This window comes from Hylemonella gracilis str. Niagara R (assembly GCF_000600295.1).
Classification (GTDB): Bacteria; Pseudomonadota; Gammaproteobacteria; order Burkholderiales; family Burkholderiaceae_C; genus Hylemonella; species Hylemonella gracilis_A.
On the sequence record NZ_JEMG01000001.1, the window covers coordinates 2,219,973 to 2,233,672 of the forward strand.

The following is a 13,700-nucleotide window of genomic DNA, read 5'->3' on the forward strand; positions in this document are numbered from 1 at the left end:
TCGGCTCCTGGTCACTGCGTCAGCACGGGCGCATCGTCGAAATCCGCCGGGCGGTTCGTCCAGGCGGCCACTGGCTGGCCGTCCGCCCAGATTTCCCACGCCTCCTCGATCTGCGCCGTGCCCGGGCGCGGCGGCTCGCCGATATGCTGGATGGTGTAGCGGCCGGGCGGCAGGCCTTCCTCTTCCTGCGGCAGCGGCACGGCCGGCGTGACGATCACGCTTTCTGTCAGGTCCAGCTCGATGAGCAGGTCGATGGTCCGCTCATCGTTGTAGTCCACCTCGTAGCGGACCGCGCCGTCGCGCAACTTCTCGTTGTCGAAGATTTCGGGCTGGTGCGTGCGCAACCAAACGAGCAAGGGCACGAACACCGCGTCGGGCGAGCCGTCGAAGCCCTCCACCACGATCTGCGCGGTGTAGGCGTGCGTGTGCGAAAGACTGCGCCCGCCGGCGCACTGCAGGCGGCCGACTTTGACCAGGATGGACAGCTTGTCCGGATTGGTCTTGAAGTCCGGCACCGCCAGGGATAGGTGCTTGCGCAAGCTGCTGGGCTTGTACATCAGCGACCTTCGTCATCCGGCACCGGTGCGCCGGGCATGCGCGGCCAGGCCGCGATCAGGGTTCGGACATCAGCGGCGTGGCCTGCAGCTGCTGCCGCCACGTCTCGATATTCCCGGACGCACGCGTCGAATAGCTCTGTGACGGTAGAGGCGTACTTTCGGACGGCGGCATCGGGAGCTGCAGCGATTCGGCGTTCGGCACCACGCAATTGCTCGCGCAACCGGTCAGCGTCAACGCGAGAGCGATCAGCAGCAGCGCGCTCCGTCGCCAGGCGTTTTTGGGCGTCATCGAGGGCACGGTCTTTTCCTTTCTGGAATTCGCGGGACAGGTCGGCGGCAAGTTGCGAGGCCTCGCCCTGGGCGCGGGCGTAGCCGGCCGCGTCGGCGCGGCTCACTTCGCGCAGATGCAGTGCCAGCACCAGGGCGGCGCAGGCAAGGGCGGAAAGAGCGAACAAGGCGGCGCGCTGCATCGTTGAACTCACACCAGCTCGAAATGCGGCATGTCGTGGAGCGTCGAGTCGGCGTTGTTCCCGTCGCCATCCCAATCTCCGCCCCAGCGCAGCGTCACGCCTTCATCGGCGGCGGCGGCCATCATCAGCCCGGCCAGAACCGCAAAACGCTGTTGATCGTTCCAGACATTCACGCCGTTGACGACGGCCGGATGGGGTAGCACGTCGATCGCCTCAGAGGGCAGGCGCTGATGCTTGCTCAGCGTTTTGATGCCATCGATCTGACTGCGGCCGGCGCGGTACTCCTCCTGTTGCTTTTCCAGCGTGCGCAGGCCTTCCGTGATGGCAAAGTCCATCACGCCATACGCCAGCGCGCGACGCGCGACGCGCTGCAGCCGTTCATCGCACGTCGCCAGTTTGCGCGCCGAGGCCTCGCCAAAGGAAAACCGGCTCATCAGCGCTCACCCTTCCCGCGCAGGTCCTGGACGATCTCGCCCAGATCCTTGCCCTCGGTCTTGCGCAGCCACCCGAACACGGCCGCGAACAGCCAGGTGCCGGGCAGGGCGCACAGCAGGAACACGGTCCCATACACCAGCAGCGTGACGGCGTGGGTGGAGATGGAGGCCGCGGCGGCCAGGTCATTCATCGCGCCGAAGATCCCGGGCCACTGGCGCGCAAGGAAGATCAGCGTCGGCACGCCCAGGACAAAGCTGCTGATCGCGCCGGCGGTCAGGCGGTCCACCGCGTCCTTCCACTCCGCGCCCTTCTTCAACGGCACAAAGCGGATGCCCAGCCAGAACGCCAGCACCGCGCCGATGAAGGGCAGGGAGAAAAGAAAGAGCTTGTAGCCGGCAAAAGCGCCGCCGGCCGTGCTGGCGGGTTCGGTCATGGTGTGGTGCCTCATGGTTGGTCTCCGTTCGGAGTGGTCGGGGTTCGGGGGTCAGTCCCACAGGTGGACCGTGCTGTCGGTCTGGGTCAAGGCGGCGGTGGCGTCGGGCAGCGTGACCAGGGTTCCCTCGGGCAGGATGCCGCTGGGGCCGCACAGCGCAGCCAGGCCACGGTTCAGGGCGTAGGTTTGCTCCACCACGCCGCCCGCGGTCGTGCCCAGGTGGCGAAAGCACAGGGCGTCCACGCTGTCGTTTCGTTCGCTGCGCACTTGCCGGGCGTTGCTCATGGCAGCCTCAGATCAGCTCGACCACGGTGTTGGTGCGGCCCAGGATGGCCGCCACCGCCCAGCGCAGGTTTCGCCGGTGATCGTCCGCCGTTGCCTCCAGGCGCTCGGCCTTGCTGTCGCCCTTGCCGGTCGTATCGATCGCGCGGTATTGCTCCGCCAGCGCGGCCTGCACATGGCTGAGGATGGCGGCGCGGTAATACACGACATTGGCGCTGGTTTCGCCCGCCACGGTCGCCGCCGGCACCGCGGCCAGCGAGCCGTGGCCGGCCGCCACCTGGCGAGCCCTCCAGGGCTCCAGTTCGCGGTTCACGTCCAAGATCGCGCGCAGGACGGCCTGGCGCAGCCGCGGCGCCGTGATGGCGCCCGGCAGCGCTGCGTCCTCGCGCAACTGCTTGGGGTCCACGTCCGGGAAAAACCCGTCATTGACGATGACGGGCTCGGCGATCGCGGGCGGCGGGGTTTCGGTGGCGATAAAGCTCATGGTTTTATGTGCTGTTCACATGCTTTTGTGTGTCCGCGGGTCGGCGGTGGGTGGGTGCTGAAAGCCTCGCCGGGGCTTGGCCCGCAGCACCCACGCCGCCGGGTGCGGGGTACGCTCGGGCTCAGGCGGGTGGAGGCTCCTTCTTGGCCAGGTTGCGCTCCACGCGCTCAATGTCTTTTTTCACGCCGGCCTGTTGGTCCAGCTCCAGGGCGCGGCGCAGCAGCGGCAGGGCGGATTGCAGGGCCTGCAGCGGCAAGGCCTCGTAGTCCACCTCTTGCGCGCCCTGTTCACGGCCCAGCAGTGCGTAGGCCAGGGCCTTGTGCAGCTTGCTGCGCGCCTGGTCGGGTGCGTCGAAGGGTTGCGTGGTTTCCAGCACCTGCGGCAGGATCTCCAGAGCCTCGGCCGCGGTCATCTTCCCGGCCAGGAAGGCCCAGGCGTATTCGTCGATCAGCGCCGTGGCCAGGTCGCGTTCGTAGGTCGGCGGCAGCGGCATGGCGTGGGCCAGCGCATGCCGCGCCAGTTGCCATGCGCGGGCGTAGTGCCCCGCGTCGATGTGCCAGATCAGCGCCGTGGTGAACACGAAATCCTCGCCGGGCTTGTCGCTGGCCAGAACGCCGTCCACCCAGGCGTCATACACAGGCAGGATGGCTGCCTTGAACTCGGCTTTGCGTTCCACGCTCTTGATTTCCTTGAGCGCGGCGCGGTGTTCGGCGAGTTGCGCCAGCATCAGCTGGTAGGCGTTGCCCTGCGCCGAGAAGGGCGATGACACGGCCAGGGCAGTGGCGGCGACTTGCGGGCGCGTCTGGGCCGGGCCGTGGCGCATCTCGCCAGTCACCGAGGCCTGCACCGCCGCGTGGGCCAGGCGGGCCTGGGCGCGCTGCAGCGAGGCCTGCGCGGGGGTCAGTTTCTTGCGAGTGGTCGCCATCACTGACCGCCTTCCGGCTCTTCGGCCGGCACGGGGCCCAGGACGATGTTTTCGATGAGCGCGCAGCGGTCGTAGTCCTCGACCACGTAGTCCTCGTTCACGCTTTCGTAGTTGGCGATGCGGTTCTTTTCCGGCTCATCCTTGATGTAGCGGCGACGCGTGCCGATCTGCCAATAGACCGACAGGTTGGACAGCGAGGTGATGAGCACGGCATCCGGCGGCATGAAGGGCGCCGTGATGGCCTGCAGGCCGCCCAGGCGGCGCTGGCTGCGCAGGACCTGGGCCGCCAGTTGCTCGGTCGGTGCATTCGCGCCGGAGGCCAGCGGAAACAGCTTGTCGCTCATCAGAGAACGACCAACGATGGCCACGATCTGTGGGTCTTCCTGGAACCACTCGGCGATCAGCGTTGCGTGCGCGTCGAACACCAACTGATCCAGGCTGTCGTAGTCCGCGTTTCCGCCTTCGTCCACGTAGATGGCGTTTTCGCTTTCCGCGCCACCGTCCATGACATGCGTCGGGGCATCCGTGCGGATTTTCTGCAGCCATCCGATATTCACGTCCTGCAGCAGCGGATTGGCCTGCCGGTTGGTGGTGGCCGCCGCCGTGCGGCCATTGAAGCCGATCATGATGCGGTCCAGCGCCTGGCGCTTGAGCACGGCGTCACGTACGCGGATCTGGAAGTCGGGGAACCTCGCCCAGGCGTCCAGCGTCGCGTACTTGATCCCGGTATCGAAGTCCGTCTGACGGCAGAAATAACCTTGGCCTTGTGCCGCGCCCATGCTGCGCGGCTGGCGCACGCCGTCCGTGTCCGTGTTGGTGCGGCCCGCGACCGGGCTGCTGACATCGGGGTGGATTTTTTCGCCGGACTGCTGGTCCACGCCGATCATGTTGATGAGCTTGAGGAATTCGCTGCTTTCCTGCAGCTTGGCTTCCAGCGTTTGTTGCGTGCTGGGCGCGGCCGTGAATTGCTGGGTGGCGCTGGCCACGCCGTTCAGCTGGGCGAGGCGCTCCAGATAGGCGGTGAATTTCTGACGGGTATCGTTGCGCATGATGGCTTTCTCGAAGGGTGCTCGAAGGGTGATGGGTGCTCGGTTCAGCAGTCCGTGAGCTGCGCGGCGGTCGCGCCGGTGGCGGGCGGGCGCTGGGCGTAGTGCGCGGCGTCGGTGGCGTCGATGGTTTTGAACTTCTCCTCCAGGGCTGCGTGCTGCAGCTGCAGCGTCGAGTAGTTCCTGGACAGCTCGGTCACGCCGTCGGCCATGGTCTTGAGATGGCCCATGAGCGCAGCGAATTGCTGCGCGTCGCCGCTCGGGGCCGCGGGCGCGGCGGGGGTGTTCGCAGGCGCGGCCGGCGTAGCGGCCGTTTTCGTCGCGGAGAAAAACTCCGTCATGGCCTTGAAGGCGGCCTGCATGCCGGCCAGCGCCCCCGTGCCGCCGATTTCCTGCGTCGCCGGGGTCGCGTCGCTGAAGTCCATCGCGGTCTCCATCGCGGCGGAAAAGACATTGGCCGGGCTCTGCTTGAGCGGCGCGTAGGGGCTATGTTGCGGGTTCTGCGCCGCGAACGCCAGGCGCTCGGTGCCCAGGCTGGCGGGCGTGTCCGTCACGCCCAGGCCGACCATGTAGGCCTCGCCGCTCTGAGTGAAGTTGGGGTCGAGCTCGATGCTGGTGAACACCTTCTGCTTGGCCTTGTTCACCATCTCGATGAGCGAGGGCAGGGGTTCGATCTGCGCGAACAGCGCCATGCGCTTCTTGCCGTCGATTTCCGTCTCCTCGGCCTTGAGCGCGAGCACGTCGCCCTGCGCCCTGAACTCGCTGGTCGGCAGCAGGCTGCGCAAGTGCTCGATCCAGACGCGGGCAGAGAAGGTCTGGGGGTTGTAGCGCGCGGCCATCTGCTGGATGTGTGCGCGCTCGATGGTGCGGCCGTCGGTGGTCTGGCCTTCGACAGCGACGCGGAAGAATTTGGCGGCCATGTGGCGGTTTCCTTGATCGGGTTTGAAGATGCGGACCAATGCTGCTGCGCGAGGCTTGCTCGCTCAAGCGGTTTGTTTTGTCGGGGCCTCCCCGACAAAAGCCGGGCCGTGCATTCGGTCGCGCGCCTGCTTAGCCTCGGTCCGTGCAACACGTCTCGTCCCTGCTGGACGGCCTGCAGGAGCGGGCCGAAGCCCATCACGCGCTGGAGGCCGAGGGCTCAGCCTGGCCGCCCGCGCTGCGCCTGCGCGCCCGCTCGCTCTACTGGCAGTGTTGGCGCGTCGCCGAGATCGCCGAAGAGCTGGCGCGCCAGGGCTCGCCCGTGCCCGAGCGCACGGTGCGCAACTGGTGCAAGGCCGAGGGGTGGGATGCGGCCAGCCCGCTGGAACGGGTCAAGGGTTCGATCGAGGCGCGCCTGATCCAGCTCGTAGCCAAGGAAATCAAGAGCGGCGGCGACTTCAAGGAAATCGATCTGCTCGGGCGCGAGATGGAGCGCCTGGCGCGCGTCGGCAAATACACCGCCGCCGGCGCGGACGCTCGGGAAAGCGACCTCAATCCCAACATCAAGGCGCGCAACGCCAAGCCAAAGAAGAAACCCAAGCTCAATGTGTTCACACCGGAGCACGTGGCCGCGCTGCGCGAGGATTTCGAGAAAAGCCTGTTTGACTATCAGCGCACGTGGTACGACGAGCGCGACCAGCGCACGCGCTTCATTCTCAAGAGCCGGCAGATCGGCGCCACCTGGTATTTCGCGCGCGAGGCGCTACTCGATTCGCTGGAGACGGGCCGAAACCAAATCTTCCTCAGTGCCAGCCGTGCCCAGGCCAATGTATTCAAGCAATACATCACGGCGTGGGTGCGCCGCGTTTGCGATATCGACCTCAAGGGCGACCCGCTGGTCATCGTCACGCCGAATGGTGACGAGGCCGAGATTCACTTTCTCAGCACCAGCGCACGCACCGCACAGAGCTATCACGGGAATCTGTACTTCGACGAAGTGTTCTGGACGCCGAAGTTTGCGGAGCTAAACAAAGTCGCCAGCGGCATGGCGATGCAGAAGCAGTACCGCAAGACGTATTTCTCGACGCCCAGCGCCAAGAGTCACGAGGCTTACGCCTTCTGGTCCGGCGAACGTCTCAAGCGCCGCAGCGCGGATGCGAGCACGGACGGGCCGTCGATCGACATTTCCCACGCGCGCCTGGCCGGCTCGGGCTTCACGGGCGAGGATCGCGTCTGGCGCAACATCGTGACGATCATGGACGCCCTGGCCGGCGGCTGTGACCTGTTCGACATCGAGGAGCTGCGTTTTGAGTACAGCGAGGAGGAGTTCGACAACCTCCTGATGTGCCTTTTCATCGACGACAGCAAGTCGGTGTTCCCGCTCGCCCAGTTGCAGGCCTGCATGGTGGACAGCTGGGTCGAGTGGCACAAGTTCTACAAGCCACTGGCGGCACGCCCTTATGGCGACCTGCCGGTCTGGATCGGCTATGACCCCGGGCACACGGGCGACGCGGCCGGCCTGGTTGTCGTGGCCGCGCCGCAGGAGCCTGGCGGCAAGCTGCGCGTGCTGGAGCGGCACCGCTACCGCGAGCTGGATTTTGAGGCGCAGGCCGAGGCCATCAAGGTGATGACGCTGCGCTACAACGTGGAGCACATCGCCATTGATTCCACGGGTTTGGGGCAGGGCGTATATCAGCTGGTCAAGCAGTTTTTCCCGACAGTCAAGGAAATCCAGTACAGCATCGAGGTCAAGAATCTTCTGGTCCTGCGCGCACAGAAAGCCATGCGCGCCGGCCGCCTGGAGTTCGATGCCGGCTGGGTGGACCTGGCGCATTCCTTCCTCGCCATCCATCGCGTGCTGACGGACGGTCAACGCAATGTTACATACAAGAGTGGCCGCAACGCGGTCACGGGCCATGCGGACCTGGCATGGGCCTTGATGAATGCCCTTGACAAAGAGCCCCTGGAGGGTGCGCCCGACGAAGAAAAGCGCGGGCTGGTGGAGATTTACTGATGAGCGAAGCGATGAACGAAACACAAACTGCAAACCCGACCGTGCACAAGCCTGCCGGCCCCATGGCCTTCACCTTCGGCGACCCCGAGCCGGTGATGGAAGGGCGCGACATCCTCGACTACGTGGAGTGCATGAGCAATGGCCGTTACTACGAGCCGCCCATACCCCCATCGGCGCTGGCCAAGTCGTTCCGATCCAACCCGCACCACAGCAGCGCGATCTATCTCAAGCGCAACCTGTTGGTGAGTTGCTTTGAGAAAAACAGCCTGTTGTCCGTGGCCGACTTCTCGGCCTGGGCGCTCGAATTTCTGATTTTCGGCAATGCGTACCTGGAGGAAAGAAGGTCGCTGACAGGCCGCACCGTGCGCCTGGCGCATGCGCCGGCCAAGTACATGCGCCGGGGCATCGAAGCCGGGAAGTTCTGGTTTGTCAGGGGGTGGGGCGAGGAACACGAATTCCAGGCCGATCGTGTCCATCAGTTCATGGAGTACGACCCGAACCAAGAGATCTATGGCCTGCCCGAATATCTGAGCAACATGCAGGCCGCCTGGTTGAACGAGAGCGCGACCCTGTTCCGCCGCAAGTATTACAACAACGGCTCGCACGCGGGGTTCATCCTGTACGTCAGCGACGCGGCGCAGGACAGCCGCGATGTGGACTCGATCCGCGAAGCGCTCAAGAACAGCAAGGGACCGGGCAACTTCAAGAACCTTTTTTACTACTCGCCCAATGGCAAAAAGGACGGTATCCAGCTCATCCCCGTGAGCGAGGTCGCCGCGAAGGACGATTTCCTGAACATCAAGAAGGTGAGCCGCGACGACGTGCTGGCCGCGCACCGCGTGCCGCCGCAGTTGCTGGGCGTCATCCCCGAGAACACGGGCGGGTTCGGTGGCGTGATCCCGGCCGCGAGCGTGTTTGTGCGAAACGAGCTGATGCCACTGATGGAACGCATGGCGGCCCTCAATGACCAGGTGGGCGCGGAAGTGATCCGCTTCCGTCCCTACACCCTCGGCGAGCTGGCCGCCCAGGTTGCGAAGCAGTCGGGAGGCCTGCTCGCGGCAGCCTAGTTCAGGCTCAAGAGGGCATCCAGTTGCTGCTGGGCATACTCGCGCTCTTCAAAGTCTGGATCGTCGGCCCAGCGAGCAAGGACGGCGAGTTGCGCTCCAGCTCTGGAAGGGCCATCCATGCCGGTGGCTTGAAGCAAGGCGGCCACCTCGGGGACAGTCGGCGGCGATTGCTCAAGGGCGTGCCGAATACTGCGCACGAGGGCGTCGATCTGGTTTTTCATCTCGGTAACTCCATGGCACGGTCCCCCCGCGCCTTGTGGCGTCATCTTTTCGTCACGATGCGGCGCAGGCAAGGCCTTGCTGTTCACGCGCATGGCCAATTCAGGCAATTCATGGCCGTTTCTGGCCCTCAAAATCTATCAAAAACCGGAAGTCTGTAGCTCTGCCCTCATTTAAAAACAATGGGTTATGTGCGTTACCTAAATCCGGACCTCAAGGCAGAAAGCGACCTATTAAGCGCGGGGGCGGGGCGGGGGATCGAGCGCGCGCCGAAGGTTCGCGCCGCGCTGGCCCGGCGAGCATGGTGGTTATGGTGTTGACTAGTTACGACATTGGTGGTTATCATAACCACCATGAATAGTAGGGAGCTGATCAAGCAGCTAGAGGCTGCTGGCTGGACGTTGCGGGGAGTACGCGGCAGCCATCACGTCTTTCAGCATCCGAACAGGCCTGGCCATTTGAGCGTGCCGCACCCCAAGAAGGATCTGGGCGTGGGCCTGGTGCATAAGCTGCTCAAGGAAGCAGGGCTACGGTGAGAAAGGAGCTGGTATGAAATTTCCGATTGCGATTGAACCGGGTACTGACAGCGCCGCATGGGGCGTGGTCGTTCCTGATCTGCCAGGATGCTTCTCGGCAGGGGACACGGCAGAGGAGGCGTTCGCCAATGCCGCCGAGGCGATCGACCTGCACTGCGAACTGCTGGCCGAGGAGGGCAAGGATATTCCCATGCCTCGCCCCTTGGCCGAGCGCCAGGCCGACCCTGAGTTCGCAGGCTGGGTGTGGGCTCTGGTGGACGTGGACGTGTCGCGCTACGAAGGCAAGGCCGAAAAGATCAACATCACGCTGCCGCGCCGGCTACTGGCTCAGATCGACACCTACGCCAAGGCGCACGGGTCCAGCCGCTCGGGATTTTTGGCGGATGCAGCTCGTTCCGCAATGCATCATCAGTAGCCAACTTGATGTTCAGGTGCGGGCTGCATCGTCCCAGCCCGTAGTTTTTTAGCATCCCCTGCAGCAAATAGAATAAACGCGGGAGGTAAGGATGCCGAAAAAAAACAGGGCTGTAAGAAAACAAATCGGGCGACGCCTGGAAATTGAGCGCTGGGACAGGCGACTGAATGAAAAACTCGGACGCAAGAGGCGGAATCGCGCGCGCAGCTCTCATACAGGCAACCGATCCTTCCGGGGAGTAACGGCGCCCTCCGCGCCAATTATCGACATCGTGGTGCCTGTTGTCCTGGATCTTGCAACAGCACATGAGGAAACCTGCAAGTTTGTTTCTGTCATCAAATCAGGTGTTCGGTCTGGGAAGCGGGTGAATTTAGTCTTTTCGGATGTCGAGAAGATAAACACCAGTGCCCTAATGTATGTACTATCGAATATTCACAAGCTCCGTTTTGAGCACGGAGAGAGGTGTATTACCGGTACCTACCCTAAGTCACTTCAAATTGAACGCCTTCTTGGAGAGAGTGGGTTCTTCAAACTTCTAAAAGTGAAATTGCGGGATCGGGTCAAGGTACCAAGACGTTCGATGCGTTTCATTCAATTCAGATCGAGCCAGGAATTGAAAGCGGAGACAATTAAAGAAGTTCGTGATGAGCTTCTTCGTGACGACCTTGAAATGCCCAGAGCGGTTGCAAAGAAAATTTATCGGGCCGTAAGTGAGGCAATGACCAATGTTGGGCAGCACGCCTATAACAACAAGTCATTTATCTCCGATCGGGCAGAAGACAGCTTGCGCGGTCGGTGGTGGTTTTCAGCCAGTATGAATGCCACGACAAACCGCTTCTCACTAGTTTTCTATGATGCAGGCGTGGGGATCCCGAAAACAATTCCAAGAGAACACCCTATGGAGAATATTCGCGGCGTTCTTTCGCTCTTACCCGGAATTGAGGTTGACGATGCACAGATGATTGTCGCGGCAATGAAGCTAGGGCGCACCCGTACCCACTTGAGCAATCGCGGGAAGGGATTGCTCGACCTTACCCAGCTGATAGACCTAGTGGGTGATGGTCAAATGCTTATCTATAGTAGGCAAGGCCTTGTAACCTACACCGCCGGGAAAACAACCCCAATTTATTGCAAGCAGTCTGTCGAAGGCACCTTGATTGAGTGGAAGCTCCCCCTAAATAAGGCCCTGGTAGCCCTGCCAATGGACGACGACGATGAAGACTAAGATGCTGAAATTAAGCGTTGCCCGTGATTTTTCTAAAAATCCCGCTGGGCGATATCGCATTGATGGTCCATTCAGCGGCGAGGTGTTCCGTGAGGAAAAAATTCTTCCCTTGCTGAAAGAAGCTGAACAAATAGAGGTCGACCTCGATGGCACTGAGGGATATGGCTCATCATTCCTAGATGAGGCCTTCGCAGGACTGCTACGCGAGCACGACTTCACTGAGGCGACATTTCTAGCGCATGTGGTTCTTATCTCCGAAGACGATCCTTCGTGCATTGACGAAATCCTTCAGTATGTCAAAGAGGAGGAAGAACGCCATTCAAATAAGACTAACAGGCCTAAGCCGTAATGCCTTTCGATTCAGTATCGGCAGTGATTGGTGCGCTGGCTTGGGAAGCTGCCAAGCTAGTTCTATCCACAATATTTCGCCGAATTGGACATAAGTCAGTTGGCAAACGGAAGGCTCTGGCGGAACTGACTGCGCAGGGACGGGAACAAGTCACAACCTGTCTTGGGCGCACTCTTGAATACCTAACCTCAGACCTTTCTGTGCAGCAACGAACTGAGTTAGCCCGTGTGATCAAACACGACATTCAGGTACTGGCTCAGAGTGTAAAAACACTAAATGAATATGCACTCGACTTAAAGTTGCAACCAATTTCCAATTTCTCCATATCGCAACTAAGACGCGCTTTTACATGGCACTTGGATGAAAATGGATTTATCCCGAAGAAGCATGACTCAGCATCTGTCGCCAATGCTTACCATGCAAATGAGCTGTTTCAGGCTGAATTGACAAGACTGCACATCACGTCATGTTGATGAATCGGATTAAGTCGAACCAGGAGCCGCACCAAGCCAGGTGCGGATCTGGTCGGCGCCCCAAAGTGGACGCCTGTCCGTCAGCGTGGCTGCTGGCCCTGCTTGCCGCAGGCCGGCACGACATGGCTGGCGTCTGAAACGCTGGCGCACGTGCCGCTGGTGGCACGGCTGTGGGGAGGAGGGTGCGGCGCTGCTCCCTCGGGGTGCCCTCGGCAACAATGGGCGGGAAGGCCAGCGCCGACGATGTGGCAGCGGTTTCTCGGTGGGCCGCTGGGCCGGCGCCGAAACGGCCGGTGGCGCCAGCTCGGCCGAGAGCTGCGCCAGAACCGCCTCCATCTCGGTCTGCAGCTCATCCCGCTCAGATCTGACGGTTTCGAGCTGGGCCTCCAGCTCATGCACCTTTGTGACCAGGTGCTGGTGCGCCCAATGCGAATCGAGGAAGGCGTCCTGGAATCCATCGGAAGAAAGCCAGTACAGGGCTTGCATCGCGGCTGCGGGGATGCGCCCCTGACCATCCAGCCAACGGCGCAGGGTGCGTTCGGACACCTCCAGAATCTTCAATGCGTAGTTGAATCCGAGGTCGCGGACCAGCTGTTCCAGTTCTTTGGGCGACGTGCCCAGGCGCGGTTTTTTCAGCGCGTATGCCATCTTGGTGGCCCTCCCAGTCAAAGGGCCAGAGGATGAGGGGAAACCAGGAAGACCATCCGCCGGAAAAGAGGCGGGAGAAGCTGAGCTGTAAGCCGTGCGATGGCCATAATTGCTCGCTTCCTTAACTTAACATAATACACATCGTATAAAACATATCCAACACTAGCAAGACGCCACAGAAACCAATTGAGTGGAAAAATATCATTAAAAATCAATGCACTACATAGAATATCTCATGTAATCTCAAGCGCCACTTTCAATGCGTGAAACAGTCTGCGTGTGATGCACGGCATCCGAGACCGGGTGTGGCCACGGTACCGGCAAACAGAGGGAACGCAGAGCCGGCCCAGCCGCAGGCGCTCAGGCCTGGGCCAGGCAGCCGCTGAACAGCCGCTCGAAATTGCGGCTGGTGATCTCGGCCACGGCTTCGGGGGTCAGGCCGCGCAGCTCGGCGATCTGCCGGGCCACATGCACCACATAGGATGGGTTGTTGGTCTTGCCACGGTACGGCACGGGCGCCAGATAGGGACTGTCGGTCTCGATCAGCATCCGGTCCAAAGGCACGAAACGGGCGACCTCCCGCAGTTCCTCGGACTTCTTGAAAGTCAGGATGCCTGAAAACGAGATGTAGAAGCCCAAGTCCAGGCCGGCACGAGCCACCTCGGCGGTTTCGGTGAAGCAATGGAATACGCCGCCCGCGCTGCTGGGGGAAGCGTCCTCGCCCTCCTCCTTCAGGATGGCCAGGGTGTCGGCCGAAGCCTCGCGGGTGTGGATGACCAGGGGTTTGCGCAGGGCCTGGGCGGCCCGGATGTGGGTGCGAAAACGCTGACGCTGCCATTCCATGTCGGCCACCGTGCGCCCGCCCTTGCGCTCTTCCATCTGGTAGTAGTCCAGGCCGGTTTCGCCGATGCCGATGACGCGCGGCAGGCGACCTCGGCGCAGCAGGTCGTCCAGCGTGGGCTCCGTCACACCCTCCTCGTCCGGATGGACGCCCACGGTGGCCCAGAATGCCGGGCCCTCGGCGGGGTCCGCATGGTCCAGCGCCAGGCGATGGACGGCGTCGAACTCCTCCAGCCGGGTGCAGATGCACAGGGCCCGCTCCACGCCCACCGCGCGCATGGCGGCACGGATGCCCGGCAGGTCCGAACGCAGTTCGGGAAAATTCAGGTGGCAGTGGGAATCGGTGTACATGAGCAAGTTTCGT

19 protein-coding genes are annotated in these 13,700 nt (G+C 62.4%); 7 read left to right on the forward strand and 12 right to left on the reverse strand.

From position 1 onward, the window contains the following. Positions 1-11: 11 nt before the first annotated feature. The 9 genes from AZ34_RS10265 to AZ34_RS10305 form a co-directional block, all read right to left on the reverse strand. The gene (locus AZ34_RS10265; protein ID WP_051509676.1) at positions 12-557 is read right to left on the reverse strand and encodes a phage tail protein; all 546 of its coding nucleotides are present in this window, start codon (positions 555-557) and stop codon (positions 12-14) included. Then, positions 557-1,027 (reverse strand): hypothetical protein, encoded by a 471-nt coding sequence (locus AZ34_RS18325; RefSeq protein ID WP_155831781.1) that lies wholly within the window; start codon positions 1,025-1,027, stop codon positions 557-559. The genes AZ34_RS10265 and AZ34_RS18325 overlap by 1 nt, the downstream gene beginning before the upstream one ends. 8 nt (positions 1,028-1,035) lie before the next feature. Continuing rightward, the gene (locus AZ34_RS10275; protein ID WP_035607761.1) at positions 1,036-1,461 is read right to left on the reverse strand and encodes a M15 family metallopeptidase; all 426 of its coding nucleotides are present in this window, start codon (positions 1,459-1,461) and stop codon (positions 1,036-1,038) included. Next, positions 1,461-1,895 carry a hypothetical protein gene (locus tag AZ34_RS10280; RefSeq protein WP_035607763.1) on the reverse strand — a complete coding sequence of 145 codons (435 nt, stop codon included), beginning with the start codon at positions 1,893-1,895 and terminating at the stop codon, positions 1,461-1,463. The genes AZ34_RS10275 and AZ34_RS10280 overlap by 1 nt, the downstream gene beginning before the upstream one ends. 51 nt (positions 1,896-1,946) lie before the next feature. Next, positions 1,947-2,180 carry a tail protein X gene (locus AZ34_RS10285; protein ID WP_035607767.1) on the reverse strand — a complete coding sequence of 78 codons (234 nt, stop codon included), beginning with the start codon at positions 2,178-2,180 and terminating at the stop codon, positions 1,947-1,949. A gap of 7 nt (positions 2,181-2,187) precedes the next feature. Next, on the reverse strand, positions 2,188-2,661 hold the full coding sequence (locus tag AZ34_RS10290; RefSeq protein WP_035607769.1) for a head completion/stabilization protein: 474 nt from the start codon (positions 2,659-2,661) through the stop codon (positions 2,188-2,190). A 121-nt stretch (positions 2,662-2,782) separates the two neighbouring features. Continuing rightward, positions 2,783-3,586 carry a phage terminase small subunit gene (gpM, locus tag AZ34_RS10295; protein ID WP_051509678.1) on the reverse strand — a complete coding sequence of 268 codons (804 nt, stop codon included), beginning with the start codon at positions 3,584-3,586 and terminating at the stop codon, positions 2,783-2,785. After that, positions 3,586-4,635 carry a phage major capsid protein, P2 family gene (locus AZ34_RS10300; RefSeq protein ID WP_035607771.1) on the reverse strand — a complete coding sequence of 350 codons (1,050 nt, stop codon included), beginning with the start codon at positions 4,633-4,635 and terminating at the stop codon, positions 3,586-3,588. The genes gpM and AZ34_RS10300 overlap by 1 nt, the downstream gene beginning before the upstream one ends. Before the next feature lie 44 nt (positions 4,636-4,679). Then, the gene (locus tag AZ34_RS10305) at positions 4,680-5,552 is read right to left on the reverse strand and encodes a GPO family capsid scaffolding protein (RefSeq protein WP_035607773.1); all 873 of its coding nucleotides are present in this window, start codon (positions 5,550-5,552) and stop codon (positions 4,680-4,682) included. 203 nt (positions 5,553-5,755) lie between these two features. On the opposite strand from AZ34_RS10305, the gene AZ34_RS10310 reads away from it, so the two are divergent. Together AZ34_RS10310 and AZ34_RS10315 are read left to right on the forward strand one after the other, a co-directional pair. Beyond that, positions 5,756-7,564, forward strand: a complete 1,809-nt coding sequence (locus AZ34_RS10310; RefSeq protein WP_051510136.1) for a terminase large subunit domain-containing protein — start codon at positions 5,756-5,758, stop codon at positions 7,562-7,564. Positions 7,565-7,575: 11 nt separating this feature from the next. Continuing rightward, on the forward strand, positions 7,576-8,631 hold the full coding sequence (locus AZ34_RS10315) for a phage portal protein (RefSeq protein WP_051510138.1): 1,056 nt from the start codon (positions 7,576-7,578) through the stop codon (positions 8,629-8,631). Here the strand turns inward: AZ34_RS10315 and AZ34_RS10320 are convergent. Beyond that, positions 8,628-8,852, reverse strand: coding sequence for a hypothetical protein (locus AZ34_RS10320; protein WP_155831783.1), 225 nt, complete (start codon positions 8,850-8,852; stop codon positions 8,628-8,630). The two genes, AZ34_RS10315 and AZ34_RS10320, sit on opposite strands and share 4 nt — an antisense overlap. A 351-nt stretch (positions 8,853-9,203) precedes the next feature. Between AZ34_RS10320 and AZ34_RS17970 the strand changes: the two genes are divergently transcribed. The 5 genes from AZ34_RS17970 to AZ34_RS18335 all read left to right on the forward strand — a co-directional run bounded on the left by AZ34_RS17970 (position 9,204) and on the right by AZ34_RS18335 (position 11,848). Beyond that, entirely contained in the window at positions 9,204-9,386 is a 183-nt protein-coding gene (locus tag AZ34_RS17970) for a type II toxin-antitoxin system HicA family toxin (protein WP_081767326.1), read from the forward strand. A 13-nt stretch (positions 9,387-9,399) separates the two neighbouring features. Continuing rightward, the gene (locus tag AZ34_RS10325) at positions 9,400-9,801 is read left to right on the forward strand and encodes a type II toxin-antitoxin system HicB family antitoxin (protein ID WP_035607778.1); all 402 of its coding nucleotides are present in this window, start codon (positions 9,400-9,402) and stop codon (positions 9,799-9,801) included. 91 nt (positions 9,802-9,892) lie between these two features. After that, entirely contained in the window at positions 9,893-11,026 is a 1,134-nt protein-coding gene (locus AZ34_RS18330; protein ID WP_155831784.1) for an STAS domain-containing protein, read from the forward strand. After that, positions 11,016-11,375: an STAS-like domain-containing protein gene (locus AZ34_RS10335; protein WP_051509679.1), complete on the forward strand. Its 360-nt coding sequence runs from the start codon at positions 11,016-11,018 to the stop codon at positions 11,373-11,375. Before AZ34_RS18330 ends, AZ34_RS10335 begins: the two co-directional genes overlap by 11 nt. Further along, on the forward strand, positions 11,375-11,848 hold the full coding sequence (locus tag AZ34_RS18335; RefSeq protein ID WP_155831785.1) for a hypothetical protein: 474 nt from the start codon (positions 11,375-11,377) through the stop codon (positions 11,846-11,848). Before AZ34_RS10335 ends, AZ34_RS18335 begins: the two co-directional genes overlap by 1 nt. Before the next feature lie 9 nt (positions 11,849-11,857). On the opposite strand, the gene AZ34_RS10340 is transcribed toward AZ34_RS18335, so the two are convergent. Beyond that, positions 11,858-12,496 carry a hypothetical protein gene (locus AZ34_RS10340; protein ID WP_035607790.1) on the reverse strand — a complete coding sequence of 213 codons (639 nt, stop codon included), beginning with the start codon at positions 12,494-12,496 and terminating at the stop codon, positions 11,858-11,860. 360 nt (positions 12,497-12,856) lie between these two features. Further along, positions 12,857-13,687, reverse strand: a complete 831-nt coding sequence (locus AZ34_RS10345) for a TatD family hydrolase (protein WP_035607793.1) — start codon at positions 13,685-13,687, stop codon at positions 12,857-12,859. Positions 13,688-13,700: the final 13 nt, after the last annotated feature.

Bases quoted from the DNA above. Each gene is read 5' to 3' on its own strand.
- AZ34_RS10265 (WP_051509676.1), bottom strand. From the start codon at position 557: ATGTACAAGCCCAGCAGCTTGCGCAAGCACCTATCCCTGGCGGTGCCG.
- AZ34_RS18325 (WP_155831781.1), bottom strand. From the start codon at position 1,027: ATGCAGCGCGCCGCCTTGTTCGCTCTTTCCGCCCTTGCCTGCGCCGCC.
- AZ34_RS10275 (WP_035607761.1), bottom strand. From the start codon at position 1,461: ATGAGCCGGTTTTCCTTTGGCGAGGCCTCGGCGCGCAAACTGGCGACG.
- AZ34_RS10280 (WP_035607763.1), bottom strand. From the start codon at position 1,895: ATGACCGAACCCGCCAGCACGGCCGGCGGCGCTTTTGCCGGCTACAAG.
- AZ34_RS10285 (WP_035607767.1), bottom strand. From the start codon at position 2,180: ATGAGCAACGCCCGGCAAGTGCGCAGCGAACGAAACGACAGCGTGGAC.
- AZ34_RS10290 (WP_035607769.1), bottom strand. From the start codon at position 2,661: ATGAGCTTTATCGCCACCGAAACCCCGCCGCCCGCGATCGCCGAGCCC.
- gpM (WP_051509678.1), bottom strand. From the start codon at position 3,586: ATGGCGACCACTCGCAAGAAACTGACCCCCGCGCAGGCCTCGCTGCAG.
- AZ34_RS10300 (WP_035607771.1), bottom strand. From the start codon at position 4,635: ATGCGCAACGATACCCGTCAGAAATTCACCGCCTATCTGGAGCGCCTC.
- AZ34_RS10305 (WP_035607773.1), bottom strand. From the start codon at position 5,552: ATGGCCGCCAAATTCTTCCGCGTCGCTGTCGAAGGCCAGACCACCGAC.
- AZ34_RS10315 (WP_051510138.1), top strand. From the start codon at position 7,576: ATGAACGAAACACAAACTGCAAACCCGACCGTGCACAAGCCTGCCGGC.
- AZ34_RS10320 (WP_155831783.1), bottom strand. From the start codon at position 8,852: ATGAAAAACCAGATCGACGCCCTCGTGCGCAGTATTCGGCACGCCCTT.
- AZ34_RS17970 (WP_081767326.1), top strand. From the start codon at position 9,204: ATGAATAGTAGGGAGCTGATCAAGCAGCTAGAGGCTGCTGGCTGGACG.
- AZ34_RS10325 (WP_035607778.1), top strand. From the start codon at position 9,400: ATGAAATTTCCGATTGCGATTGAACCGGGTACTGACAGCGCCGCATGG.
- AZ34_RS18330 (WP_155831784.1), top strand. From the start codon at position 9,893: ATGCCGAAAAAAAACAGGGCTGTAAGAAAACAAATCGGGCGACGCCTG.
- AZ34_RS10335 (WP_051509679.1), top strand. From the start codon at position 11,016: ATGAAGACTAAGATGCTGAAATTAAGCGTTGCCCGTGATTTTTCTAAA.
- AZ34_RS18335 (WP_155831785.1), top strand. From the start codon at position 11,375: ATGCCTTTCGATTCAGTATCGGCAGTGATTGGTGCGCTGGCTTGGGAA.
- AZ34_RS10340 (WP_035607790.1), bottom strand. From the start codon at position 12,496: ATGGCATACGCGCTGAAAAAACCGCGCCTGGGCACGTCGCCCAAAGAA.
- AZ34_RS10345 (WP_035607793.1), bottom strand. From the start codon at position 13,687: ATGTACACCGATTCCCACTGCCACCTGAATTTTCCCGAACTGCGTTCG.